General features: G+C 36.1%; 24 protein-coding genes, 1 tRNA gene, 1 pseudogene and 1 riboswitch. Of the genes and pseudogenes, 6 read left to right on the plus strand and 20 right to left on the minus strand.

All coding sequences use genetic code 11. From position 1 onward, the window contains the following. Nucleotides 1-10: 10 nt before the first annotated feature. Both QM419_RS03255 and QM419_RS03260 read right to left on the minus strand, forming a co-directional pair. Entirely contained in the window at nucleotides 11-1,033 is a 1,023-nt protein-coding gene (locus tag QM419_RS03255) for a ribitol-5-phosphate dehydrogenase (protein WP_414277879.1), read from the minus strand. Nucleotides 1,034-1,037: 4 nt separating this feature from the next. After that, a complete protein-coding gene (locus QM419_RS03260) occupies nucleotides 1,038-1,745 on the minus strand; it encodes a 2-C-methyl-D-erythritol 4-phosphate cytidylyltransferase (protein WP_036752755.1) in 708 nt (235 codons plus the stop codon). A 296-nt stretch (nucleotides 1,746-2,041) separates the two neighbouring features. On the opposite strand from QM419_RS03260, the gene QM419_RS03265 reads away from it, so the two are divergent. Beyond that, a complete protein-coding gene (locus tag QM419_RS03265) occupies nucleotides 2,042-2,341 on the plus strand; it encodes a YbaB/EbfC family nucleoid-associated protein (protein ID WP_414259167.1) in 300 nt (99 codons plus the stop codon). A gap of 46 nt (nucleotides 2,342-2,387) precedes the next feature. Here the strand turns inward: QM419_RS03265 and QM419_RS03270 are convergent, their stop codons facing one another. The 15 genes and pseudogenes from QM419_RS03270 to QM419_RS03340 all read right to left on the minus strand — a co-directional run bounded on the left by QM419_RS03270 (nucleotide 2,388) and on the right by QM419_RS03340 (nucleotide 14,691). After that, entirely contained in the window at nucleotides 2,388-4,151 is a 1,764-nt protein-coding gene (locus QM419_RS03270; protein WP_414277880.1) for a glycerophosphoryl diester phosphodiesterase membrane domain-containing protein, read from the minus strand. 8 nt (nucleotides 4,152-4,159) lie between these two features. Continuing rightward, entirely contained in the window at nucleotides 4,160-4,750 is a 591-nt protein-coding gene (locus QM419_RS03275) for a 3'-5' exonuclease (RefSeq protein ID WP_414278058.1), read from the minus strand. A gap of 69 nt (nucleotides 4,751-4,819) precedes the next feature. After that, nucleotides 4,820-5,311 carry a DUF536 domain-containing protein gene (locus QM419_RS03280; RefSeq protein ID WP_004252719.1) on the minus strand — a complete coding sequence of 164 codons (492 nt, stop codon included), beginning with the start codon at nucleotides 5,309-5,311 and terminating at the stop codon, nucleotides 4,820-4,822. A 194-nt stretch (nucleotides 5,312-5,505) separates the two neighbouring features. Further along, the gene (truB, locus tag QM419_RS03285; RefSeq protein ID WP_414277881.1) at nucleotides 5,506-6,384 is read right to left on the minus strand and encodes a tRNA pseudouridine(55) synthase TruB; all 879 of its coding nucleotides are present in this window, start codon (nucleotides 6,382-6,384) and stop codon (nucleotides 5,506-5,508) included. A gap of 73 nt (nucleotides 6,385-6,457) precedes the next feature. Continuing rightward, on the minus strand, nucleotides 6,458-7,258 hold the full coding sequence (locus QM419_RS03290; RefSeq protein ID WP_414277882.1) for a hypothetical protein: 801 nt from the start codon (nucleotides 7,256-7,258) through the stop codon (nucleotides 6,458-6,460). Nucleotides 7,259-7,269: 11 nt separating this feature from the next. Continuing rightward, complete coding sequence (locus QM419_RS03295) at nucleotides 7,270-8,112, minus strand: hypothetical protein (RefSeq protein WP_414277883.1); 843 nt, start codon at nucleotides 8,110-8,112, stop codon at nucleotides 7,270-7,272. A gap of 94 nt (nucleotides 8,113-8,206) precedes the next feature. Then, nucleotides 8,207-8,590: a hypothetical protein gene (locus QM419_RS03300; RefSeq protein ID WP_263393667.1), complete on the minus strand. Its 384-nt coding sequence runs from the start codon at nucleotides 8,588-8,590 to the stop codon at nucleotides 8,207-8,209. Nucleotides 8,591-8,742: 152 nt separating this feature from the next. Then, nucleotides 8,743-9,546, minus strand: coding sequence for an alpha/beta fold hydrolase (locus QM419_RS03305; protein ID WP_414277884.1), 804 nt, complete (start codon nucleotides 9,544-9,546; stop codon nucleotides 8,743-8,745). Nucleotides 9,547-9,592: 46 nt separating this feature from the next. Next, nucleotides 9,593-10,021, minus strand: coding sequence for an N-acetyltransferase family protein (locus QM419_RS03310; RefSeq protein WP_414277885.1), 429 nt, complete (start codon nucleotides 10,019-10,021; stop codon nucleotides 9,593-9,595). 9 nt (nucleotides 10,022-10,030) lie between these two features. Then, nucleotides 10,031-11,305, minus strand: a complete 1,275-nt coding sequence (locus tag QM419_RS03315) for a DUF2130 domain-containing protein (protein WP_414277886.1) — start codon at nucleotides 11,303-11,305, stop codon at nucleotides 10,031-10,033. An 80-nt stretch (nucleotides 11,306-11,385) separates the two neighbouring features. Then, nucleotides 11,386-12,183, minus strand: coding sequence for a formate/nitrite transporter family protein (locus QM419_RS03320; RefSeq protein ID WP_016465911.1), 798 nt, complete (start codon nucleotides 12,181-12,183; stop codon nucleotides 11,386-11,388). A gap of 259 nt (nucleotides 12,184-12,442) precedes the next feature. Continuing rightward, nucleotides 12,443-12,916, minus strand: a pseudogene (locus QM419_RS03325) (formate/nitrite transporter family protein); the annotation flags it as partial. A gap of 17 nt (nucleotides 12,917-12,933) precedes the next feature. Then, nucleotides 12,934-13,581, minus strand: coding sequence for a hypothetical protein (locus tag QM419_RS03330; protein WP_414277887.1), 648 nt, complete (start codon nucleotides 13,579-13,581; stop codon nucleotides 12,934-12,936). A 66-nt stretch (nucleotides 13,582-13,647) separates the two neighbouring features. Next, nucleotides 13,648-14,121: a hypothetical protein gene (locus QM419_RS03335; RefSeq protein WP_148131272.1), complete on the minus strand. Its 474-nt coding sequence runs from the start codon at nucleotides 14,119-14,121 to the stop codon at nucleotides 13,648-13,650. Between the two features lie 60 nt (nucleotides 14,122-14,181). Continuing rightward, the gene (locus QM419_RS03340) at nucleotides 14,182-14,691 is read right to left on the minus strand and encodes a QueT transporter family protein (RefSeq protein ID WP_004252705.1); all 510 of its coding nucleotides are present in this window, start codon (nucleotides 14,689-14,691) and stop codon (nucleotides 14,182-14,184) included. Next, nucleotides 14,689-14,786, minus strand: a riboswitch (PreQ1 riboswitch). It overlaps the preceding gene by 3 nt. Before the next feature lie 28 nt (nucleotides 14,787-14,814). Here QM419_RS03340 and QM419_RS03345 point away from each other — a divergent pair. The 3 genes from QM419_RS03345 to QM419_RS03355 all read left to right on the plus strand — a co-directional run bounded on the left by QM419_RS03345 (nucleotide 14,815) and on the right by QM419_RS03355 (nucleotide 15,887). After that, a complete protein-coding gene (locus tag QM419_RS03345; protein ID WP_178895089.1) occupies nucleotides 14,815-15,249 on the plus strand; it encodes a GtrA family protein in 435 nt (144 codons plus the stop codon). A gap of 81 nt (nucleotides 15,250-15,330) precedes the next feature. Further along, on the plus strand, nucleotides 15,331-15,708 hold the full coding sequence (mscL, locus tag QM419_RS03350) for a large conductance mechanosensitive channel protein MscL (protein ID WP_414277888.1): 378 nt from the start codon (nucleotides 15,331-15,333) through the stop codon (nucleotides 15,706-15,708). Between the two features lie 107 nt (nucleotides 15,709-15,815). Beyond that, nucleotides 15,816-15,887, plus strand: a tRNA-Arg gene (locus tag QM419_RS03355). A gap of 59 nt (nucleotides 15,888-15,946) precedes the next feature. On the opposite strand, the gene QM419_RS03360 is transcribed toward QM419_RS03355, so the two are convergent. Beyond that, nucleotides 15,947-17,848 carry an ABC-F family ATP-binding cassette domain-containing protein gene (locus tag QM419_RS03360; protein WP_414277889.1) on the minus strand — a complete coding sequence of 634 codons (1,902 nt, stop codon included), beginning with the start codon at nucleotides 17,846-17,848 and terminating at the stop codon, nucleotides 15,947-15,949. 79 nt (nucleotides 17,849-17,927) lie between these two features. Then, the gene (locus QM419_RS03365) at nucleotides 17,928-19,166 is read right to left on the minus strand and encodes a DUF4352 domain-containing protein (protein WP_414277890.1); all 1,239 of its coding nucleotides are present in this window, start codon (nucleotides 19,164-19,166) and stop codon (nucleotides 17,928-17,930) included. Nucleotides 19,167-19,410: 244 nt separating this feature from the next. On the opposite strand from QM419_RS03365, the gene QM419_RS03370 reads away from it, so the two are divergent. Further along, complete coding sequence (locus QM419_RS03370) at nucleotides 19,411-21,129, plus strand: phospho-sugar mutase (RefSeq protein WP_414272382.1); 1,719 nt, start codon at nucleotides 19,411-19,413, stop codon at nucleotides 21,127-21,129. 110 nt (nucleotides 21,130-21,239) lie between these two features. Then, on the plus strand, nucleotides 21,240-21,587 hold the full coding sequence (locus QM419_RS03375) for a thioredoxin (RefSeq protein ID WP_414272383.1): 348 nt from the start codon (nucleotides 21,240-21,242) through the stop codon (nucleotides 21,585-21,587). Nucleotides 21,588-21,619: 32 nt separating this feature from the next. On the opposite strand, the gene QM419_RS03380 is transcribed toward QM419_RS03375, so the two are convergent. Continuing rightward, nucleotides 21,620-22,429, minus strand: a complete 810-nt coding sequence (locus QM419_RS03380; RefSeq protein WP_414272384.1) for an MBL fold metallo-hydrolase — start codon at nucleotides 22,427-22,429, stop codon at nucleotides 21,620-21,622.

A 22,429-nucleotide genomic window follows, 5' to 3' on the forward strand; every position in this document is an offset into this window, starting at 1 on the left:
TAATCCTCCATTATACTTCCCACTTAAAGACTGTCTTAAATGCTGTATTTAAGTCAGTTGCAAAAACTCGGTGAATATCTTTAATTTCTCTGACTGGTTCTTCTAGATAAATAATATTCTTCAAACGATTGGCAAATTTTTTAATTTCCATCATTTGGATAGCATTTTCAAAGTCAATTCTTCCTGAACGTGAAGATCCGACTAGTAACAAGCCTTTTTCCAATGAATCCCGAGTGTTGATGTTGACCTTATACTCACTAACACCCATCATCAAAATGGTGCCTTGTGGTTTAATGTAACGAATGAGATCATTAATAGCAGGTCCGCATCCATCACCACCACAGCATTCGAAACCATGGTCAAAACTAAGATCTTCTGGAATGCTATCCGTAATGTAGAGCTCTTTTGCAAATGAGAAGAGTTCTAACTTTTCCCAGTGACGACCGATAACAATAATCTCAGCTTCAGGCAGAGTATAGTTAATAATATTAGCCATGACAAAAGCTAAACTTCCATCACCAATGACAGCAATTCGTTGACGTCTGCTGTGAGATACCGTCATGAAACGATTCATAGCATGCATGCCAACACTGACAAACTCTGTAATGGCAGCAACTGTATCTTCAATATCTTCGTATGATACCACACGATCCTTAGGCAGAGATACAAATTCTCGCATAAACCCATCATAACCACTTGAAAGGAAATATGTTCCAGTCATGTAATTTTCGTAGAATTCCTCATCACTTTGCATAGGTGGTTGATTTGGAATCATAACAACCTTCTGACCAACTTTGTAGGTACCGGTTGGGTCAGAAATGACTGTACCACAAGATTCATGAATCATAGCCATAGGTAGTTTTTTGGCTAAAATTTTTGGATCTCGTTTACCTTGATAATAGCGCTGATCCGCATGACAAACAGCCATATAGTTTGGTCGGATGAGAATATGATTCTCTTGATCAATTTCTTCTTCCTGATATTTAATATTAATAAACTTTGGTTTTGTCAGTTGATAAATTTGATTAATCATGTCTCTAGTCTTTCTCAATCATGCTTTTAGCAATCTTCAAGTCTGTAACTGTTGTAATTTTAAGGTTTGAGTATTCACCTTTAGCTAAGGCTACATCTTTACCCTTAATGACAAAGATCTTACATGCATCTGTTAAAATTTCTTTTTCTTCTGCTGATAGAGAACCATACAAGTCAATAAAGTCTTTACAACGGAAGGTTTGTGGAGTTTGTCCTTGGTATAGATGAGCACGATTTGGAATATCTGTAATGAACTGACCATTTGTACTTTCAACGATAGTATCAACCGCTTCAACCACAGTATCAACCGCATCATGTTTTTGAGCAAGAGCGATATTGTCTTGAATCATGCGAAGTGTGATAAAGGGACGAACTGAGTCATGCGTCACTACGATATCATCTTCTGTTAGTGGACGATAAGCATCAATTGCTTCAATAATCTTTTCAATACTAGAATTACGGTCCGCCCCACCTTTTGTGATGATGATACGGTCCTTGTGAAGTGGAAGGAATTTTTCAACTAGATCTTCTGCATGTGTAACCCAGTCACCATGAACTCCAACAACAATTTTTTCAATACTTGGTTCTAGGACAAATTTTTCAATTGTATGGATAAGAATTGGGCGGTCTCCCAACTCAAGAAATTGTTTAGGTAAATTACTGATACCCATGCGCGTGCCGGTTCCACCTGCTAAAATTCCAGCGTAAATCATATTGATTCTCCTTTGGTTTGTTTTAAAAACTCATTCTTTACTATTATATCACAATCCTACAGTAACTTGAAACAAATACCAGTTGTTTTCAGCAAGAAAACTCTGTCAAAAAAAGTATAAATAGAATATTCTTATCCTATAAACATAGAGTTCTTCAGAATAATATACAAAGCTTAAAGAAAACTTAAACCATTGGTTGATATATATATAGCAATCCTGAAATTTTAATTAGACTTTTCCAATTAAAATTGTTAAAATAAAATGGAAAATAAAAGAAAAGGAAGCTAACTACCGCCATGATGAATATGCAAAACATGATGCGTCAAGCTCAAAAACTTCAAAAACAAATGGAGCAAAGCCAAGCTGAACTTGCTGCAACAGAATTTGTTGGGACTTCTGCTCAAAACCTCGTAACTGCTACCTTAACTGGAGATAAGAAAGTTGTAAAAATTGACTTCGATCCAGCTGTAGTTGATCCAGAAGACATTGAAACTCTTTCAGATATGACTGTTCAAGCCCTCAATGCTGCGCTCGATCAAATTGATGAAACTACTAAGAAGAAACTTGGAGCATTTGCTGGTAAGTTACCATTTTAATTAGATTTTCAAAAAGAGGCTGGTTCACAGCCTCTTTTAATTTATGCTAAAAAGCAAATAATTCAGTTGCTTTATTTAACAATAAGTCACTATATTCAGGATCTTCCTGAGCAGTTTCTAGTTCTTCTTTTATTTTTTCCAAGTCATCCGTAATCATTCCGTCAACACCTAGGTGAAAAGACTTATTAAAAGATTCGGAACTATTGATTGTCCATACATAGAGTTTTTGCTCAGTATTCCATAGTTTCGTGACAAAATATTCATCCAAAGTAGAGTACTCCATTGTGTAGCCTGTCGCAACCGTTCTAGGAAAAACAGAATTATAGGGAAGAATAAAGTAGACCGGAATATCCTTATCATACTCTCTTACTTTTTCAATAACCTTATAATCCAAGGATTGCATTTGATGACCATAAACCTTAATTTTTGCACCGTATTTTTCTAGAAAATGTTCCATCATCTGCGGACTATCTTTGTGGCTAGTCTTAATTTCAATGAGTAGTTTCTGATGCAGTTCATTTGCGCGAGTTAGATAATCATCGAAACTTGAAATCTTTGTATCATAACCATTCTCATGAATGTCAATCTGCTTTAACTCTTCTAAGGTCAAATCTTGTGGTGTTTTATTGATACCAGCTAATCCTCTAAGATTAGCATCATGCATCATGACAAATTGCCCATCCTTTGTTTCCTGTATATCCATCTCGATTAAATCTGGTTTTAATTGAGATGTTTTTTCTAGGGATTGAATGGTATTTTGTACACCATTTCCATTTGATACACCACGGTGTGAAATCACAAGCGGTGGATTGACTACAGGAGCTTCTAGATAATTATAGCCTTCAATCGCAAAGAAGATACATGCACACACCATAACACCCCACCTCATGATATGGTCCTTCTCGCGTCTTGGCATAATATCAAGTTCTTCTCCTGTTAAGAAGGACGTAAATTTCACAAGGAAATAGGTTAATGCCATATAGTGGAAATTCTTGATAAGAACAAAATTCAAAATAGCTAGAACCAGAGACTCTCTCTGAGTAAGGCTATCCACTATATACTGAGTAGATAATATTGGGATGAGAGGAAGATAGAAGAATAGATTGGTTTTTACAATAATTAAGAATAAATGCCAGGCGTAAAACCAAAAGTGATCTTTAGTTTTATCCAAACTATAAATGATTGCTTCCTTAACCGTCATCTTTTCATAAAAGACCTTGGGCAGAGTGAATATCAAGCGAACTGAAACATAGAAGAATAAGAGTGATAAGATAATAATGGCTACCCACCACATCCAGTACTTATCTTCCATGTAGGTTTGAATAAACTCTGGAATTACGATTTTATTGAAATAATAAATCTTAAATATCTTTCTGATAAACGGAAATAGCATTGCTACAAATATAAAGATGAACAAAGCTTTTGAAATAGTCAATTCCTTCATAAAAGCAAGGCTTTCACGAAATACTTTTCGACTGTATTCTATAAGAGTTCTTTTTTCGTGATATAGGAGGTGGCGAGCTCCAATAAAGAGAATACTAAGTTGAAAATAGGCTACCAGCAGATTGATGGCTATTAAGATTACGAAGCCAAGACTGACTATAGGAGCGTTTTTTATAATCTCAAAAATATTGTTGTAGGAAATAAACAAATATCCAGTCTGACTTAGCAAAAATCCAGCTATCACTGAGTTTAATGGCAACCAGATATAGTCAACCAACATAAAGATTAGAAAGAATAGAAAGAGGATTTTATCTAGATTTAGGTAAATCTTTTTAAAACCCAATTTTTTCGGTTTTTCAGGTTTCATAAAAACTCCTAATCAAAAAGCTGTGATAGATCTAAGGCACCAAATGGATTCGAATTGAGACTACTCTGAGAATCGAGTAACAGTCTACTCTCATCTGACTCAAGAAAAGCTTCATACACTCGAGCAGTCATACGAGCATCCTCTAAACTATTATGAGATTGCCCTTTAAAACCTAGAAAATTAGCCACAGTTTGTAATTTTAGATTAGCAATTCCATGCAGATCAGAACTACGTCGCTCAAGTGCCTCATTGTAGAGATCGACTAAATATTGTTCTCGATAGTCAAACCCATGTTCTAGTAAAATCGGTAAATCACTCTTTGCAGCATTGTATCCAACAAGGGGTAAGTTACCAACGAAATCTTGATACTTTTGGAGAACTTCTTCTACCTTTGGAGCATCTTTGAGTGTCTCCGAAGTGATACCGGTCAAACCATTGATAAAACTTTTCAAAGGAACATCAGTGTAGACATAAGAGTCAAATGCTCCTACTTCTTCACCGTCTTTAAAATGTACCGCCGATACTTGAATCAAATGAGTCTTATCCTGGTGTTTGTTAAATTCTAAATCAAATGAGATATAATCTCTTACTGTTTCCATCATATCGTACCTAATTAGTTTGTAAAAAGAAACCACCTGGTCTATTTATAGAAACCAAGCAGTTTTTTCTTATTTTCCAAATAAGCGAGCAAAGAAGCCTTTCTTCGATGCTTGTACTTCTTGCTTAGCTTGATCCAACTCCAACTGAAGTGTTTCTTGATCCTTCATTGCTTGAAGAGTCAACTGTTGTTGTTGATCCAATTGCTTATCTTTTTCAGCGATTTGGCGGTCTTTGACTCGCATCTGTTCATCTTTTTCAGCCAGTTGTTTATCTTTAGCTTTTAATTGCTCATAAAGACGGATGATTTCAGCATTCTTTTCATCAACAAGAATCTCCATAAGCTCTCGTTGCTTAACTTCATCACTAACTGGTTCATCTTCAAAGATAGTCTTTTTGTAGATTTCTTCAAGTTTGATCAATCCACTACGGGTAACAACGGTGACACCTTTGTCGTTTTTTGTAATATCTTCTTCAGGTAATTCTTTGACACGATTATTGATTGCTTGTCGGGATAGCCCCAAGACCTCAGCAATCTCACTGACAGTCATTTCAATACTCATAATATCCTCTATTATTCTCTAACTTTTCTTAAATTAAATCTTATCATAAGTAAACCGAACTGTCAAATAACACTGTATTTTCAATGGTTTTTTAGGACATAAAATTCTAAAATATTTTCACGGCCATTTTTTGAAATGTATGAGAAAAACTCATCTTCTAAATTGTAGGTAAAAATCAACGGTTTGGTAAATTTTTAAGAGAAAACCTTTCTAGGTTTATAAAGATTTTCACGCTTTTCTAAAATAGCTAATAGCTTCTCGCCTTCAAAAGCAGCTAATTGTTTTTCTGTTTGCTCTAATTCGATAAAACGTCCAAAACGGACTTCCTCTGCCTGCTTCGGAGTAAGATAAACCTTAACTAAATCCCCTGTCCCAATCTCAATCGGATGTAGAAAATCGAGTTGTCCAGCCTTTACTTTTTCGGAAATTTCTTCTAAATTCAGAGAGTCCTCTAGTTGCAAACCTGCAGCACTGGTACGTGTTAACTGAGACATATGGGCCGCATAACCAAGTTTTACTCCAAGGTCAACAGACAAAGTACGGATATAAGTTCCCTTACTGCATTTCACGCGAAAGGTAAATCTGGCAAGTCTATCCTCATAAGAAATGGGACTCGTTCTTTCAAAACTATAAATCGTTACCTGACGCTCTGGACGCTCGACCTCCTGACCAGCACGCGCATACTCATAAAGCTTGCGACCATTGACCTTGACAGCAGAATACATAGGAGGAACCTGTGTGATATGTCCAGTCAGAGAGGCTATTGCTTCATCAACAACTTTTTCATCCAAGGGTGACAAAACAGGTGACTCTGCAATGATTTCCCCACTAGCATCCTCGGTCGTTGTAGAATATCCCAGAGTGATTTCCCCCTCGTAGACCTTACCCTCATCCTGCATGAACTCTACCATGCGCGTAGCTTTACCAACTGCAATCGGTAAAACGCCAACAACATCCGGATCCAAGGTCCCACCATGACCAATCTTCTTGGTTCCTAAAATCTTACGCAGTTTAAAGACTGCATCATGTGACGTCATCCCTGCTTCTTTCTTTAAGTTGATAATACCGTTCATTTTTGCTTTCTAATTTCCTTTTCACTTTATATCAACATACTCTATCTTAGACAGATTTTAAAACTATATCAGCTCATTCTTCTAAATATTTCTGCGCTTCCTGAACATAAAAGAGTTCTGGATTTTCATGGGCGATGCTTTCAAACAAACTGCGGGCACATTCTTCATCTCCTTTTAATTGGGCATTGAGGGCTCCGTAATAAGAGAACATGATTCGAGCTAGCCTATTTTCTGGTTCAGCAGTGTCGAAGTAGTCGTTTACTTCTTGACTAAACACAATATCTTTTATGGCTTGAGTTTGGGCGACTAGTTTAGCTTTGCCTCCTTTAAAATCTGGCGCCTTGGACAATTGTTCCTCAAAGAAAGCAATATCTTGTGCATCTTGAAGATGAATGCAAACTTTTAATAGCTCATAGGTTGATATTAAAAATGTATGGTTCCTGAATCTCTTCCAAATTTTCTTCAAATCATATTTGGACATATTTTCCTTGGCAGCTTGAAAATCTCCTTTTAGATAAGCCACTTGACCTTGGATAAATTGGTGATACTCACGATATGTTGCCCTAAAGGGCTTAATAGATTTTTCTGATTGAACCCTGAACATGTCTTCATAGAGTTTAAGATTAATAGCATCGTTTAACATTAGATAAATAACCTTGTTTAGGACAAAACGTAGATATAAAACCCACATGACTACAAGCGACATCAGTAAAGCAAGTATTATCCCCCACCTTTTTGTTTCAGGTTGGTGTTCTAAAAAAACTGCTAATACTCCGATAACTAATGATATGATATAACTTACCTGACTAATAGTCTCTATTTGAAGTAAGACATCCTCCGTTGCTGAACTGACTATTTTTTTTACTAATTTCATATATTACTCTCTTATTCCTCTGCTCCTAAATATTTCTTCGCTTCCTGAACATAAAAGAGTTCTGGATTTTCATGGGCGATACTTTCAAACAAACTACGAGTACGAGCTTCATCTCCTTTTAGCTGAGCATTGAGAGCTCCGTAATAAGAAAACATGATTCGGGCTAATTTATTTTCTGGTTCAGCAGTGTCGAAGTAGTCGTTTGGACTCTTCTTTTTAATAATATCCCTAATAGCTTCTATTGTATTTAAAGCATCCCTTAACCTACTACTTTGAGAATTCGTCCTCGTATATAAATGAGCTAAAACTTCAATCTGGTTTGAAACATCTTCTGTTCTATTAGAGTGAATTAGAGAAAGAATACTAAAGTAAATTTTAGATATTTGAATCTCAAATTTCTTATTAAAATTCATATCCTCAAGACTGATGCACTCTAAATTATCAAGTGTTTCTTTAAATTTCCCTTGGTAGAAAAAAACTTGAGAAACAGCTATTAAATAGTTTACATTATTGAACAGTTGTTTCCCCTTTAAAGAGCGATCAGCGATATATTTATAATAATTTACATATTTCTCAAAGTTAATATCGTTTAAAAGGAAATTTGCTACAGCTTTTTGAACTAATTTATTATTTAGTAAGATTAATGTTTCAAAAGTAAAACATAGAATGGTCCAAAAAAGGAATTTTATAAAGTCTAAATCTCCACCCTTAAATAATTCTAGAAGCATGCCTATAAATGATAAACAAACTATAGGAATTAAGTAACCGTAAACCTTTTTGGTATGTTTATATAACTTAGGAATTTCAAATTCAGAAATTTTTAAAATATAATTATTGACTATTCTTTTCATCATCATCCTCAATCGTAGAATCTAAACATAGAAATGCGCTTATTAATACTGGTGTAGCTTTTGAAACTAAAATTTTACATCTTTATTTGCAAATATTTTAATCAAGCTTTTCAATTTTATAAAAATCCTCCAAATAAAATTGTTTACTAGATTCTCTAAGTAAAAAATTTTCAAAATCATCTTCATCTTCAACTATTGTATACATTCCGTTGTTAACGATAAAATAGTCATTATTGATCTTGTAGTGTCCATCGGAAAGTCTTGAAAAATCAATGTCTTCTAACTTCAATTTGTCACTTTCACTAATTCTTAAACGTAAACGAAAGGCTCCCTCTTTCATATAATCTTTAAGAGAAATTGCTGCATATCCTCCAAATGCTTGTTTTTCTGGACTAGATGACTTTTGATTTTGAACTGCTTTTTCTTTAAGAAAAGAAGTGATTCTAAATGAACGTGATATTTGAAAACCTGGGCTAGCCAATGGCTGATCTTCAGCATCAAATACAGATAAATCATAGCCTTTCTTTTTAATAGCATCTTCTACTACAGTCCTAAAATCTTACGTAATTTAAAAACCGCATCATGCGAGGTCATCCCTGCTTCTTTTTTTAAATTGATAATACCGTTCATTCATTAACTTTCTAAAAATACTAAAACTCTATTTTGGAAATTCTTATTCTGCTCATAAAGTGCATGCCCACATTCTGGTAAAAGGGTGAGTTGGCTATCTTTGATATGTTGATGTAATTCAAGCGAATCTTCAACGCCTAGAACATTATCTTTTTCTGCTCCAATAATGAGTGTAGGACAGCTGATTCTTTCCAAAACAACCAGACTATCATGTTTTAAACAAGATACAGCCTGAATAGAAATACGTTGTTTATCTTTAATGCGACCAAATATTCCCATGACATTATAAAGTAACCGCCACGTTTGATAGCTCTTTTGCGTGTAGGAGTGCTTTGCAATATCCAGCATGAGATGCTTAAAATTTCCAGATTGACTGAGTTTTTGCCAACGCTCAATTCGTTCTCTAGCAAGTTGACTAGGCTTCGCTGTTGTCACAGTTAGGATGAGTCTTTGAACCCTTTCTGGAAAATCCACAGCTAACCATTGAGCAATCATTCCACCTTGCGAAATCCCCATAACATAGGCACTGGTAATATTCAATACCTCCATTGCTTCTGCAACATCTGCTGCCATATCCCGTGTAGTATAACCCTGCCTCAACTCATTGATTCGAGAAAAAACATAAATTTTGTAACGTTCGGCAAGTATACGGTATGTGATTGAAAAAGGTATAGCCATACCTTTAACCGTTTGTAGTCCATCGCCCAATCCTGGTATAATCACCAGAGGTTGATTTCCTTTTCCAAATGTTACATAGTCCATGCTCTTTTCATTAAAATATAAGGTTTTCCCTTTTGTTGAAGACATTACCTCATTCCCTCTACTATTTTTTCATGATTTATTTATGTTGAATTTATAAATACAAGGCAAAGCCGAGAGTAACTTTTTCAAATCCAACCGCCTGATAAAACTGATGTGCAGCATTTCGTTCAGCGGTTAAACCACTATTTAGAGCCAGTGCCTTAACTCCTTCTTTTATCGCTTGTTTTTTCAATTCATCAATTAGCCTACTAGCAATTCCTTGTCGTCTTGTTTCTTTTGCAACTGACAAAGCCAAAATACGATAGTAAGATCCATCTGCTTCAAAAAAGAAGAGCTTTGCGTAACCTAATAAACCTAAAACTTCTCCGTTTCTTTCAGCTAAAAGACAGCCATAATGCGGCTGAGAAAGAATCATTTCTAAACGTCGAGACAGCTTAGAAGCGGTCGTTGGATAGCCCAAGTCTTCATATAGAGACAATAGTGCTTCAGCATCTTTTATGGTTGCTTTTCGTATCTGCATAGGAGCCTCCTAGTCTTCCTTCAAAGCATCAAACTTCGCTTTCATAGTTGGATTTTTCCGTGTCAATTTTTTGACAGAAACATCATCTAGCTTGTTGTTAGCGAGACGAAGTTGATTTTCTGATGTAGTCAAGAATTTCTTAACTTCTTCCATCCGTTTAATAGCCTTGTCAATTTCGTCGATAGCCTTACCGAAGTTGACGGAAGCTGAATTGTAGTTTTTGGCAAAGGTTACTTTGAAAGCTTCCAAATCTTCCTCAAAATGAGTGATATCAATGTTTTGTTCACGTATAAGCGCCAACTCCTGCTTGTATTTTAAAGAGTTAAGAGCCACATTACGCAAGAGCCCGATCAGTTGGATAAAGAACTGAGGACGGACGACGTACATTTTCTCATACTCATGACTAACATCGACAATCCCAGTGTTGAAGTAGTCATTATCGGCTTCTAACATCGATACTAATACAGCATACTCACAGTTCTTCTCACGGCGGTCCTTGTCCAACTCCTTGTAGAAATCGGCATTCTTGTGCTTCTTCCCAGTTCCATCCGCTTCATTTTTCATCTCAAACATGATGGAAATGAATTCTAGTCCATTTTCATCAAAATCACGGAAAATAAAATCGCCCTTAGAACCACGTGCTGAAATCTTATTGTCCTTTTCAAAGTAAGCATTAGGAAAGGCAAAACTACGAACCTTGTTAAACTCGCTCTCTGCATACTGTTCTAGACTTTCACCAATAGCTTTTGTAGATTGTTGTGCCTTGAAATTCTTGTAGAACTCAACCTGCTCATTTGCTGCCTTAAGTTGGGCTTCATAGTTTTGCTTAACTGAAGTCAGAGAAAGCTCGTTTTCTTTTTCTTGTAAAAGGAGCTGATTTTTAACCTGATCGCGTTCTTTTTCAAGATCAGAAAGAGTTTTTTGTAGTTGATTTTCATGCTCTAAGCGCAAGGTAGCCAATTGATTCTCAAGAGCTTGAACTTCTTTTTCTTTCTCTAACAGACTTTGACTAGCACTTTGCTCCACTTCTTTCTTAGCCAATTCTTTTTCAGTATCGAATTTTTGGATTTGACTTTGTAGCTGGGCAATTTCTTGGTCTTTTTGAGCGAGTTTTGCCTGTTGTTCATTCAAGGCCTTTTGTTCCACCAATGTCAACTCTTGCTTGATTCTCTCGTGCAATTCCTTGTCAAACTCTACAGTACGAACTTGAGAAATCAGCTCTGCATATTGACTTTCATTTACTGTAAAAACTTCCCCACAATTTGGGCATTTAATTTCGTTCATAATTTTCCTCTATATCAAACTATTCTCCATTCATTATAGCATGGAAAAACAAAAAGAAAAAGTTGGAATCAATCCAACTTTTAATCTACATATGTATCTTCGTTTTTGTTTAAGAAAGCGTAAGGCAAACCAATTAGTAGACCACCACCAATAAAGTTACCGATAAAGGTCACACCCCAGTGACGAAGGATATTTCCAATACCGAAGTTTGCAATTGAATCAGCAGCGACACTGAATTTCACAATCGCAAATGATGCAAAGTTTGCGGCGATGTGTTCGTTCGTTAAGAATACAAACATGTAAATGGCTGAAAGAACCAACCAAAGTTTAGCTCCACCATCTTTCACCAAAACAAATGATAGAATTGCGATATTTACAAAGATATTCGCTAAAATACCTTCAAGTAATACCAATTCATTCGAACGTGCCAACTTCATTTCTACAACGCCAGAAATAAAGCTATCATGTGTTAAGTTTGCGTAAGCTGCTGAGTGTGCGAATCCCCAACCAGCGATAAGCGCACCAATTAAGTTAAAGAAAGTACAATACAAAAGAATTTCAGCTGTTTTTCTCCAGCTTATTTTTTTCAAAAAACTACCAGCTGTAAGGAACATCATATTAGATGTAACCAACTCAGCATTCAAGAAAACAATGTAGGCCAATCCCCATGCGAAAACAAATGGGAAAAGGAAGCGTCCGCTACCAGGAGCAATCTTATTGATCAAGTCAGCACCAACAGCTCCAGCTGCTGTACTGAAGGTAAGGAATGCACCTGCAAACATTGAACGGATAGCATACTTGAATTTGCTATTTGAATAAAGACTTTCTTTCTTTTTACAAGCAAATTCAATTTTTGAGATAAATTCTGATGAAACCATATAAACTCCTAAAACTTTTTATTTGTGAATATTATAACATAAAATCGATATAATGGGAAGGCTTTCCTAAATCAATTAAAAATATTTTTTAAAATATCGGAATCGTTTACATCCTTGTAGTATTAAGTTTTTAGACTTCAAATATTTTTTAAAAAAATTCCTGAACTCCTAGCTTTATTTCTAATATTTAATATATTTTTTCAAAAAAGAAAAATAAAAAGAGAGAAACCAAGTGAATCTCTCTCCTTCTATTGAAATTTTAATCTACATAACTATCTTTGTTTTTATTTAAAAAAGCATATGGTAAACCGATTAAAAGCCCACCACCTATTAAATTAGCAACAAAGGTGACCCCCCAATGACGGAGAATATTTGCGATTTCAAAGTGCTGAACTTCGTTAGCAACAATGCTGAATTTAACAATACTAAATGAAGCAAAATTTGCAGCAATATGTTCGTTTGATAAAAATACAAACATTGAAATTGCTGACAATATAATCCAAAGTTTTTCAGACGCATCCTTGACTAAGATTGAAGACAAAATAGCGATATTAACAAACACGTTGGCAAGGATACCTTCAAGTAAAACCAATTCACTTGGACGCGCTAATTTCTTAGCTACTAGTTTTGGTAAATAACTATCATGAGTCAGATGTGAAAATGCGGACGAATTTGCAAAGAACCAGCCAGAAATTAAAGCACCTAGAAGATTAAATAGAGTGCAGTAAAGTAAAAATAAATTTTTGTTTTTTACATTTGATTATTTTTAGTGCTAACAAAATCTTCAATTTCTTCTGCAGTCAACCCTACCAGCTCTGAAACCCACAAGCCGACAATATCTGATAAAACAGAATCGCAGACATATTCATTCTCACCATGACCATATTTACAAGTAAATAGTGGAGTTCTTATCGCTGATTGATAAAAATTGAACGCTAACTCTTGCAGTTTCTCTGGCTGAAATTCAAGTCCCAACTCTTGTGCGAGTCCGGCTCTCACTTTATCCCACAATTCACCTTTTGACTGGTAGTTTTCTCGTGCTTTGTAAATAAATCCCTGACAGAATTTTAACAACAAATCCTTGTTTTGATAGAGCAACCGACAGGAAAAGTCTGAGATAGAACCAGCATGAAGTAAGAAAGTAAGCAAGTCATCAAGGCTTTCGGCTACCCGACCAACTTGGCCTTCACTCCCTATAAAGCCGATACTCTGATCTTCAAGAATTACATATTCTCCCCCGCTGCCGTCTTTAGCAAAGGCTATGGGCGAAAGAGAATAAACTTCATTGTTCTGAGAAAATTCAACCTCTTTCAACTGGTCATAAAAGAGAATATCGCATTCTTGCATCAATAAAATTCTTAGTTGTTTATCTTCTCTTATTACTTGTAGTTGATTCATATTAGCTACTCTCCTGGCTTTGACAATTGTCACAAGTGACAACAATTCAATTTTAGCAATCGACTCTTAATAATAATAATAGATTTTAATATGGCACTTCTTGGCCACATTGGCAAGATTTTTCAATAACTCCTCGTTTCTTTTGCTTTTTCCAAAATGAAAAGTAAAAGATTTTCCATCTTTCCTTGTAAAGTACAGATGATACCTGTCCCCATTCATTCTTCTCCCTCGAACGTAATCAATATCAATCTGTCTAATTTCAGCTAGAGGAACAATCCTTTTTCTAAAAAGAATAATCGTGTGAATGTATAATCTTCCCTTTGCAATATGAAAAGGATCCAACATACTCCCACCACTTTTTAAAGATGTCTTAACTCTTTGGAAAAAAAGATAGAAATAAAATAGTGCTAAAAAAATTAACAAAAATCTAATGACCTGATTTTTCCAAAGGACTTCAAAAACTGAAATACGATAACCATACATATTAAAATAATCCCTTTTTTCTTTATTATACCACTTTTGTTGAGCTTCTAGGTTCATGGACAAAGAAAAAAACTGAACAAAGTTCAGCCCTTTTCAATAATATTTCATGTGATATCTTTATCTAGTCAAATCAATACGTTGACCAATTTTACCAATGATAATGGCACCGACAATTAGTGAAGCGAATTCTCCGATACCAGTAGTGAACCAGGTAAAGAAGAAAGGTGCTTCTGCTACGATGTTTAATTCAGCAGCAATGGTGATCATTGAAATTGAAAATAGAATTGAAAAGAAGAAATGATCTTTACGAATCAATCCATTAAAAAGATAGTCTTTACTATATTTACTGAACAACCAAACTCCTAAGCTAAGGAAGACAAGAGTTGAGCCTCCACCTACAGCGACATCAATGAGTCCAAAACTGAAGAAATTAGCAATCATACATCCAAGAGTAACCCCGATAATGTACTTAGGATTGTAAAAAGCTAAGAAGTTCATCATTTCAGATATACGGAACTGATAGGCGCCATAACTGATGGCATTCAGTGGTGGTGTGATTGTCAACACCACATAAATAGCTGCGACAATGGCAATATCTGCCAAATCACGGACAGTAAGTTTTTTCATATTTTCTCCTTTAGCGGCTCTCCCGCGTCTAATATGCTTGGTGAAAGAAGCTAAGCACCAAGGGTTGAGCAAGTCAACTTTATTAGTATAGCACATTTAAATGCTTTATGCTATACTAATCTTATGAAAAGATACATTAAAAAATTCTTCGATAATGAAATTTTGTCTTATTTGTTTTTCGGCGTTGCTACTACTATTGTTTCTGTAGGAACTCGCATGATTATTTTTTACTTGACACAGCAAGAATTAACCGCTACTGCTTTAGGAAATATAACAGGTATTCTATTCGCTTTCTTCACGAATGACACCATTGTTTTTAAACAAAAACGAGCAAATTGGTTTAGACGACTTATCAAATTCTCAGGAGCTAGACTTTTTACCTTCTTACTTGATATGGCATTAACCTTTATTTTTGTTACCAAGTTTCCTCATATAATTGGTCAATTTGTAGGTGATGATATTAATATAATTAATACAATTGAAATAGGGTTTGCTCAAGTTACAATTGTTGTTTTAAATTACCTATTTAGCAAGCTTTTTGTTTTTAAAAATAAATGAGCACTTTTCTTGCATTCAATATAGATTTACGATATAATTTTGTCTGTAAAAATTTGATAAAATTTTGAAAGGAAAAAGATTATGTTAAAGGATCTTAAGGATTTCTTGCTCCGCGGTAACGTCGTAGACCTTGCTGTCGGTGTGATCATCGCTACTGCTTTTGGTGCTATCGTAACTTCATTCGTTAACGATATCATCACTCCACTACTATTGAACCCAGCTTTGAAAGCTGCGAAAGTTGACCGCATTGCTGAACTTTCATGGAACGGTGTTGCTTACGGTAACTTCTTGAGCGCTATCATCAACTTCGTAGTAGTTGGTACTGTTCTTTTCTTTGTAGTTAAAGGAATTGAGAAAGCTCAAAACCTTCGTAAGAAAGAAGAAGTTGAAGCAGCTCCAGCTGGTCCAACTGAATTGGAAGTTCTTCAAGAAATCAAAGCACTTCTTGAGAAAAAATAATTCCATAAAGGATTTGGTGAATACTAAATCCTTTTTCTATTCTTTAATGTCATGTTTTAGATGGGTCTTGAGTTACACCTTCTTTTTTGATATAATGATGAAAGTTTCCACCCTTAGTGTAATGGATATCACGTAAGATTCCGGTTCTTGAGATGGGGGTTCGATTCCCTCAGGGTGGATTAGAGATTAAAATCCCATTTATTAAAAAGCAGTGAATGATCACTGCTTTTTTTTATATCTACACTTGCTCAGACAATTCTTCCCACTCCAGCATAGCTTCCTCCTGTCGCTGGCTAATTTTATCCAGTTCTGCTTGTAATTGCATGAGTTCATCCGCATCATTGGTGGTATGCATTTGTTCAGAGATTGATTGGGCTTGAGTTTCCAGTTCTTCGATTTCTATCTCAAGACTTTCGATTTGTCTCATTAACTTACGAAGTTCTTTTTGACTTTCTTTTTGTGCTTGGTAATCATTAACTGGAGAAGTTTCCTTCTCTTTATTTTCAGTTAAAGCCTCTTCTGCTTGGCTAGCTTCTAGTTCTGCTTTCTTTTCGACATAATAGTCATAATCACCCAGATAAAGGGTCGATCCGCTTTCGGATAATTCCAAAACATGAGTGGCTACTCGGTTGATAAAGTAACGGTCATGGCTGACAAAAAGTAAAGTACCATCAAAGTCAATCAGTGCATTTTCCAAGACTTCCTTGCTATCGATGTCTAAGTGGTTTGTCGGCTCATCGAGAATCAAGAAGTTGTTGTTTTCCATGGAAAGTTTAGCCAGAAGCAAACGAGCTCGCTCACCACCTGAGAGCATTCCAACTGATTTCTTAACATCATCACCTGAGAAAAGGAAGGCACCTAGGCGATTTCGGATTTCCACTTCTGGCGTCAATTTAAAATCATTCCAGAGTTCATCTAGAACAGTATTACTTGGTGTTAACTTGCTTTGTGTTTGATCATAGTAGCCAACTTCGACATTGGCACCGAAACGCTTCTCACCCTTAATGAAGGGAATCTGATCAACAATAGATTTGATAAAGGTCGTCTTACCAATACCATTAGGACCGACAATTGCTACTGCGTTCATCTTACGAAGGTCTAGATTGATGGGCTCTGACAATACTTCACCATCATAGCCAATAGCAGCATTCTCAACTGTCAGAACAATATTTCCAGATGTTTTATCAGAATGAAAAGTCATATTAGCTGATTTAGTTCCAACTTCAGGCTTGTCTAATCGCTCCATCTTTTCTAGTTGTTTCCGTCGAGATTGCGCCCGCTTGGTTGTTGAAGCTCTAACAAGATTCCGGTTAACAAAGTCTTCTAAAGCAGCAATTTCCTTCTGTTGCTTTTCGTAGTTCTTAACTTCAGTTAGCAACTTCTGCTCTTTCAGTTCCACAAAACTTGAGTAGTTTCCTACGTATCTGTCTAAGGAATGTTTGGTTAAGTCGAGCGTTATGGTTGCTACCTTATCCAAAAAATACCGGTCGTGACTGACGATAATGAGAGCACCGCTATAGTTTACAAGGTAGTTTTCTAGCCAAGCAATCGTTTCAATATCCAGGTGGTTAGTCGGCTCATCCAAAACCAAGAGATTTGGCTTTTCAAGGAGCATTTTGGCTAGAGCCAAACGAGTATTTTGACCTCCAGAGAGCTCGGCAATCTTCATCTGCCACATGGATTCATCAAACTTAAAACCATTTAAAATAGCACGAATATCGGCTTCATAGGTAAATCCTCCAGCCTGACGAAAATTCTCAGACAAGCGATCATAATCAGACATAAGTTTTTCTAAATCTGTACCGGTCTTTTCACCCATCTCGAGCTCCATCTGACGAAGCTGTTTCTCAGTAGTTCGTAAGTCATCAAAAACGTGCAACATCTCGTCATAGATAGTATTTTCTGACTCAAAACGACTATCCTGGGCTAGATAAGATAAAGAAATATCCTTTTTCTTATTGATCTCACCAGAGGTTGGCTCTTCTTCTCCAACCAAGATTTTTAAAAGGGTAGACTTACCTGCTCCATTTTTCCCAACAAGAGCGATACGATCTCTTTCATCTACTTGTAGGTTTATATTATCAAAAAGAATCTCTCCTGCAAAAGAGCGTTCGATTTTATTAGCTTGTAAAATAATCATGTAACTATTTTACTATCTTTTTCTATTTTTAACAATTCAAATAAAAAAAGTTCGAGCTTTAAACTCGAACTTTTAGATATTAATAACCGATACCACCACGGAATGTACGTGCCATATCTTTTAAGTTATAGTTCTTAGAAGATGTGTCGATTGTCCATTTACCGTCTTTCTTGGTCATCTTGATTTCGTAACCTTCTTTTTGCATATTGTCGCTAGTATCGAGAGGTGTTGAATCAAATTGACTTGGTGCGTTTTCTAAAATGTACTTCTCACCAGCTTTCATAGCTTCTGAGTAGCTGCTGTATTTACCTTTGTTTTCTTCATAGAATTTACGGCTCAATTCATGGACATTCAAGTTATCCAAGTCGATTGTTTCAGGTCTTACATAGATAACTGCATAGTCTGGCAAGTAAGTTTTTACTTTGTAATCAACTTTTGCTCGTTTTGCATTTGCTTTGATATATGCTTCTGCAAATGTACGAAGTTCAGAATCAGAAGGTTTGTAGTTGTAGAATCCTTTACCGAATGACTCGATGAATTTCTTGATAAATTCTTCTCTATCAACCTTCACGTCATTTGTAATCACATCAGAATCCTTAGAAGATTTTTTGTCATCTGATTTTTTGTCTTCAGACTTATTATCATTTTTCTTTTCTTCAGATTTCTTATCGTCTGATTTCTTGTTGTCTGATTTTTTATCTTCAAGCGCGACGATTTGAGTTTTATCATTAGTAAAGCTTACGTTTGATGCTCCACCAGTGTTTTCACCATCTAGGTAAACAGCATCAACATATTTTTTCATAGCTTCTTTAGCTTCTTCAATTGTGTCTTCGTATTGACTTGGATCAACCTTGATAGCTACGTCATTTTTACCTTTTTTATTTTCTTTTACATCATCGTAAAAGCTTGGGGCAAAGTGAAGTTCATATTTAGAATCTTTATCAACTTCATAAACTACATAACCAGCAACACTCTTGCCTTTAGAGAGGCTATCTCCGTATGACATAAATTTAGTTTTACTGTCTGACTCATAAATTTGAATCGGTTCAACTTTTTCGACTTTTTCGTTATAAAGTGCAATATCTTGGCTAGTAAAACTAAACTGTTTATCACGATTATTTTTAATTTCTACTTGAAGAGCAAGATAGTGTGATGATGAATCTTCATCTTTTGGCAAGACATACATACCATCTTTAACAGAAACTTCAAAGTTTGAGTTAGATGCAGTACCATTATCACTTGCTTTCTTACTATTTCCACAAGCTACCAATGCTAAAGCAGTCAAAACTAAAGCAGAATGCTTAAGAACTTTTTTCATAATAGAAAATCTCCTTTTTTTATTTATTAAATTGCACCATACAGTCAAAAATTTTCAAAACAGAAACAAGAAATCGCTTTAAAAATATTGTAAATTATTATAAAAATGACAATTTCAATCTGTTTCTTATATTTGATTAAATTTTTAAAATTCATATATTTTGGTCATGCTAACGTTTTACTAAAACTTTAAAAAATGCTATAATGTAAACGGTTAATACTAATAACAAAAAAGGAGAATTTCAATGACTTATCAAGAAAACTTCCAAAAATGGGCTGATTTTGCTGACCTACCAGATTACCTTCGTCGTGATTTGGAAAGCATGGATGAAAAAACAAAAGAAGACGCCTTCTACACAAACCTTGAATTCGGTACTGCCGGTATGCGCGGATTGATTGGTGCAGGTACAAACCGTATTAACATCTATGTAGTTCGTCAAGCAACTGAAGGTTTAGCTCGTTTGATCGAATCTAAAGGTGGAAATGAAAAAGAACGTGGTGTAGCCATCGCGTACGATAGCCGTCACTTCTCTCCAGAATTTGCCTTTGAATCAGCATCCGTTCTTGCCAAACACGGTATTAAATCATATGTCTTTGAAAGTCTCCGTCCAACTCCAGAACTTTCATTTGCTGTTCGTCACCTCAACTGCTTCGCAGGTATCATGATTACGGCCAGCCACAACCCTGCTCCATTTAATGGTTACAAGGTTTACGGAGAAGATGGTGGCCAAATGCCTCCACATGATGCGGACGCTTTGACTAGCTACATCCGTGCTATCGAAAATCCATTTGCTGTTGAAGTTGCTGATGTAGAAGCAGAAAAAGCATCTGGTTTGATTGAAGTTATTGGCGAAGCAGTCGATACCGAATACCTCAAAGAAGTTAAAGATGTAAATATCAACCCTGCCTTGATTGAAGAATTTGGTAAGGACATGAAAATTGTTTACACTCCACTTCATGGTACTGGTGAAATGTTGGCTCGTCGTGCTCTTGCTCAAGCAGGATTTGACTCTGTACAAGTCGTGGAAGCTCAAGCAACACCAGATCCAGACTTCTCTACTGTGAAATCTCCAAACCCAGAAAATCAAGCAGCCTTTGCTCTTGCTGAAGAACTTGGTCGCCAAGTAGGTGCTGATGTTCTTGTCGCAACTGACCCTGACGCTGACCGCGTTGGTGTCGAAGTTCTTCAAAAAGACGGTAGCTACCTTAACCTTTCAGGGAACCAAATCGGTGCTATCATGGCTAAATACATCTTGGAAGCTCACAAAAATGCTGGAACTCTTCCAGAAAACGCTGCTCTCTGCAAATCTATCGTTTCAACTGACTTGGTTACTAAGATTGCTGAAAGTTACGGCGCAACCATGTTCAACGTTTTGACTGGTTTCAAATTTATCGCTGAAAAAATCCAAGAATTCGAAGAAAAACACAATCACACTTACATGATGGGATTTGAAGAAAGCTTCGGTTACTTGATTAAACCATTCGTACGTGATAAAGATGCTATCCAAGCCGTTCTTGTAGTTGCTGAGCTTGCTGCCTACTACCGTTCACGTGGGTTGACTCTTGCTGACGGTATCGAAGAAATCTACAAAGAATACGGCTACTATGCTGAAAAGACTATTTCTGTTACCCTTTCAGGTGTTGATGGAGCTGAGCAAATTAAGGCTATCATGGCTAAATTCCGAAATAATGCTCCTAAAGACTGGAATGGAACAGCTATCTCAGTTGTTGAAGATTTCAAAGCGCAAACTTCTACTGCTGCAGATGGAACTGTTACAGCTTTGACGACTCCTCCAAGTGATGTATTGAAATACACTCTAGCAGATGGTTCATGGATTGCAGTTCGTCCTTCTGGTACAGAACCAAAAATCAAATTCTACATTGCTGTTGTAGGTGAAAGCAACGAAGATTCACAAGCTAAGATTGCTAACATCGAAGCTGAAATAAATGCCTTTGTTAAATAAGCAACTATAAAAAGATGAGATAAACCTATCTCATCTTTTTTTCGTATCAAATCTAAGCATTTTTAAAGACTTTATGGCATACTAGATTTAAAAGAAAGCGAGGAAAACTCATGGAACAATTTTTAGAAAATATTAAAGATCTTGAAGTTACCACTGTTACGCGTGCCCAAGAAGCTCTTGATAAAAAAGAAACTGCTACATTCTTTATCGGCCGCAAAACTTGCCCTTACTGCCGTAAATTTGCTGGCACATTGGCTGGTGTGCTTTCTGAAACTAAAGCACATATCTACTTCATTAACAGCGAAGAACCAAGTCAACTAGATGCCTTGCAAGACTTCCGCTCACGTTACGAAATCCCAACTGTACCAGGTTTTGTTCATGTTGAAAATGGAGAGATTAAGGTTCGTTGCGACTCTTCAATGTCAGCTCAAGAAATCAAAGAATTTGCTGGATTGTAAACATATAAAAAAGAAGGCTTCTGCCTTCTTTTTTATATGTCTGTGAGTGGAGTTGCAGTGTCTGGAGATGTATCGTAAACTTGAAAATCCACTCCTACTCCTAAATCTGCTTGAGCTAACTGATTGACCATGGTCATGTGGGCTAGCTCCTTGATATTATTCTCTTTAGATAGATGTCCTAGGTAAATCTTCTTGGTACGATTACCTAGTGTACGAATCATGGCATCTGCACCATCTTCATTCGAAAGGTGACCAAGGTCAGACAGGATGCGTTGTTTGAGTCGCCAAGCATAAGATCCAGCTCTCAGGATTTCCACATCGTGATTAGACTCAATCAGGTAACCATCTGCATTCTCGACAATGCCAGCCATACGATCACTAACATAGCCTGTATCCGTCAGCATAACAAAGCTCTTGTCATCCTTCATAAAACGATAGAATTGGGGAGCAACTGCATCATGGCTAACTCCAAAACTCTCAATGTCGATATCTCCAAATATTTTAGTTTTTCCCATTTCAAAGATATGTTTTTGAGAAGAATCAACATTGCCTAGATACTTACTATTTTCCATGGCTTGCCAGGTCTTTTCATTTGCGTAAAGATCCATGCCATACTTACGGGCCAAAACACCAACACCGTGGATATGGTCAGCATGTTCATGCGTTATCAAGATAGCATCCAAATCCTCTGGTTTACGATTGATTTCACCCAACAAACTTGTAATCTTTTTACCGGATAAGCCTGCATCTACTAAAATCTTTTTCTTAGGGGTTTCTAGATAGAAGGAATTTCCACTAGAACCCGATGCTAAAATACTGTATTTAAAGCCTTTTTCACTCAT

This window comes from Streptococcus infantis, from assembly GCF_047464715.1.
In the GTDB taxonomy this organism is placed as follows: domain Bacteria; phylum Bacillota; class Bacilli; order Lactobacillales; family Streptococcaceae; genus Streptococcus; species Streptococcus infantis_S.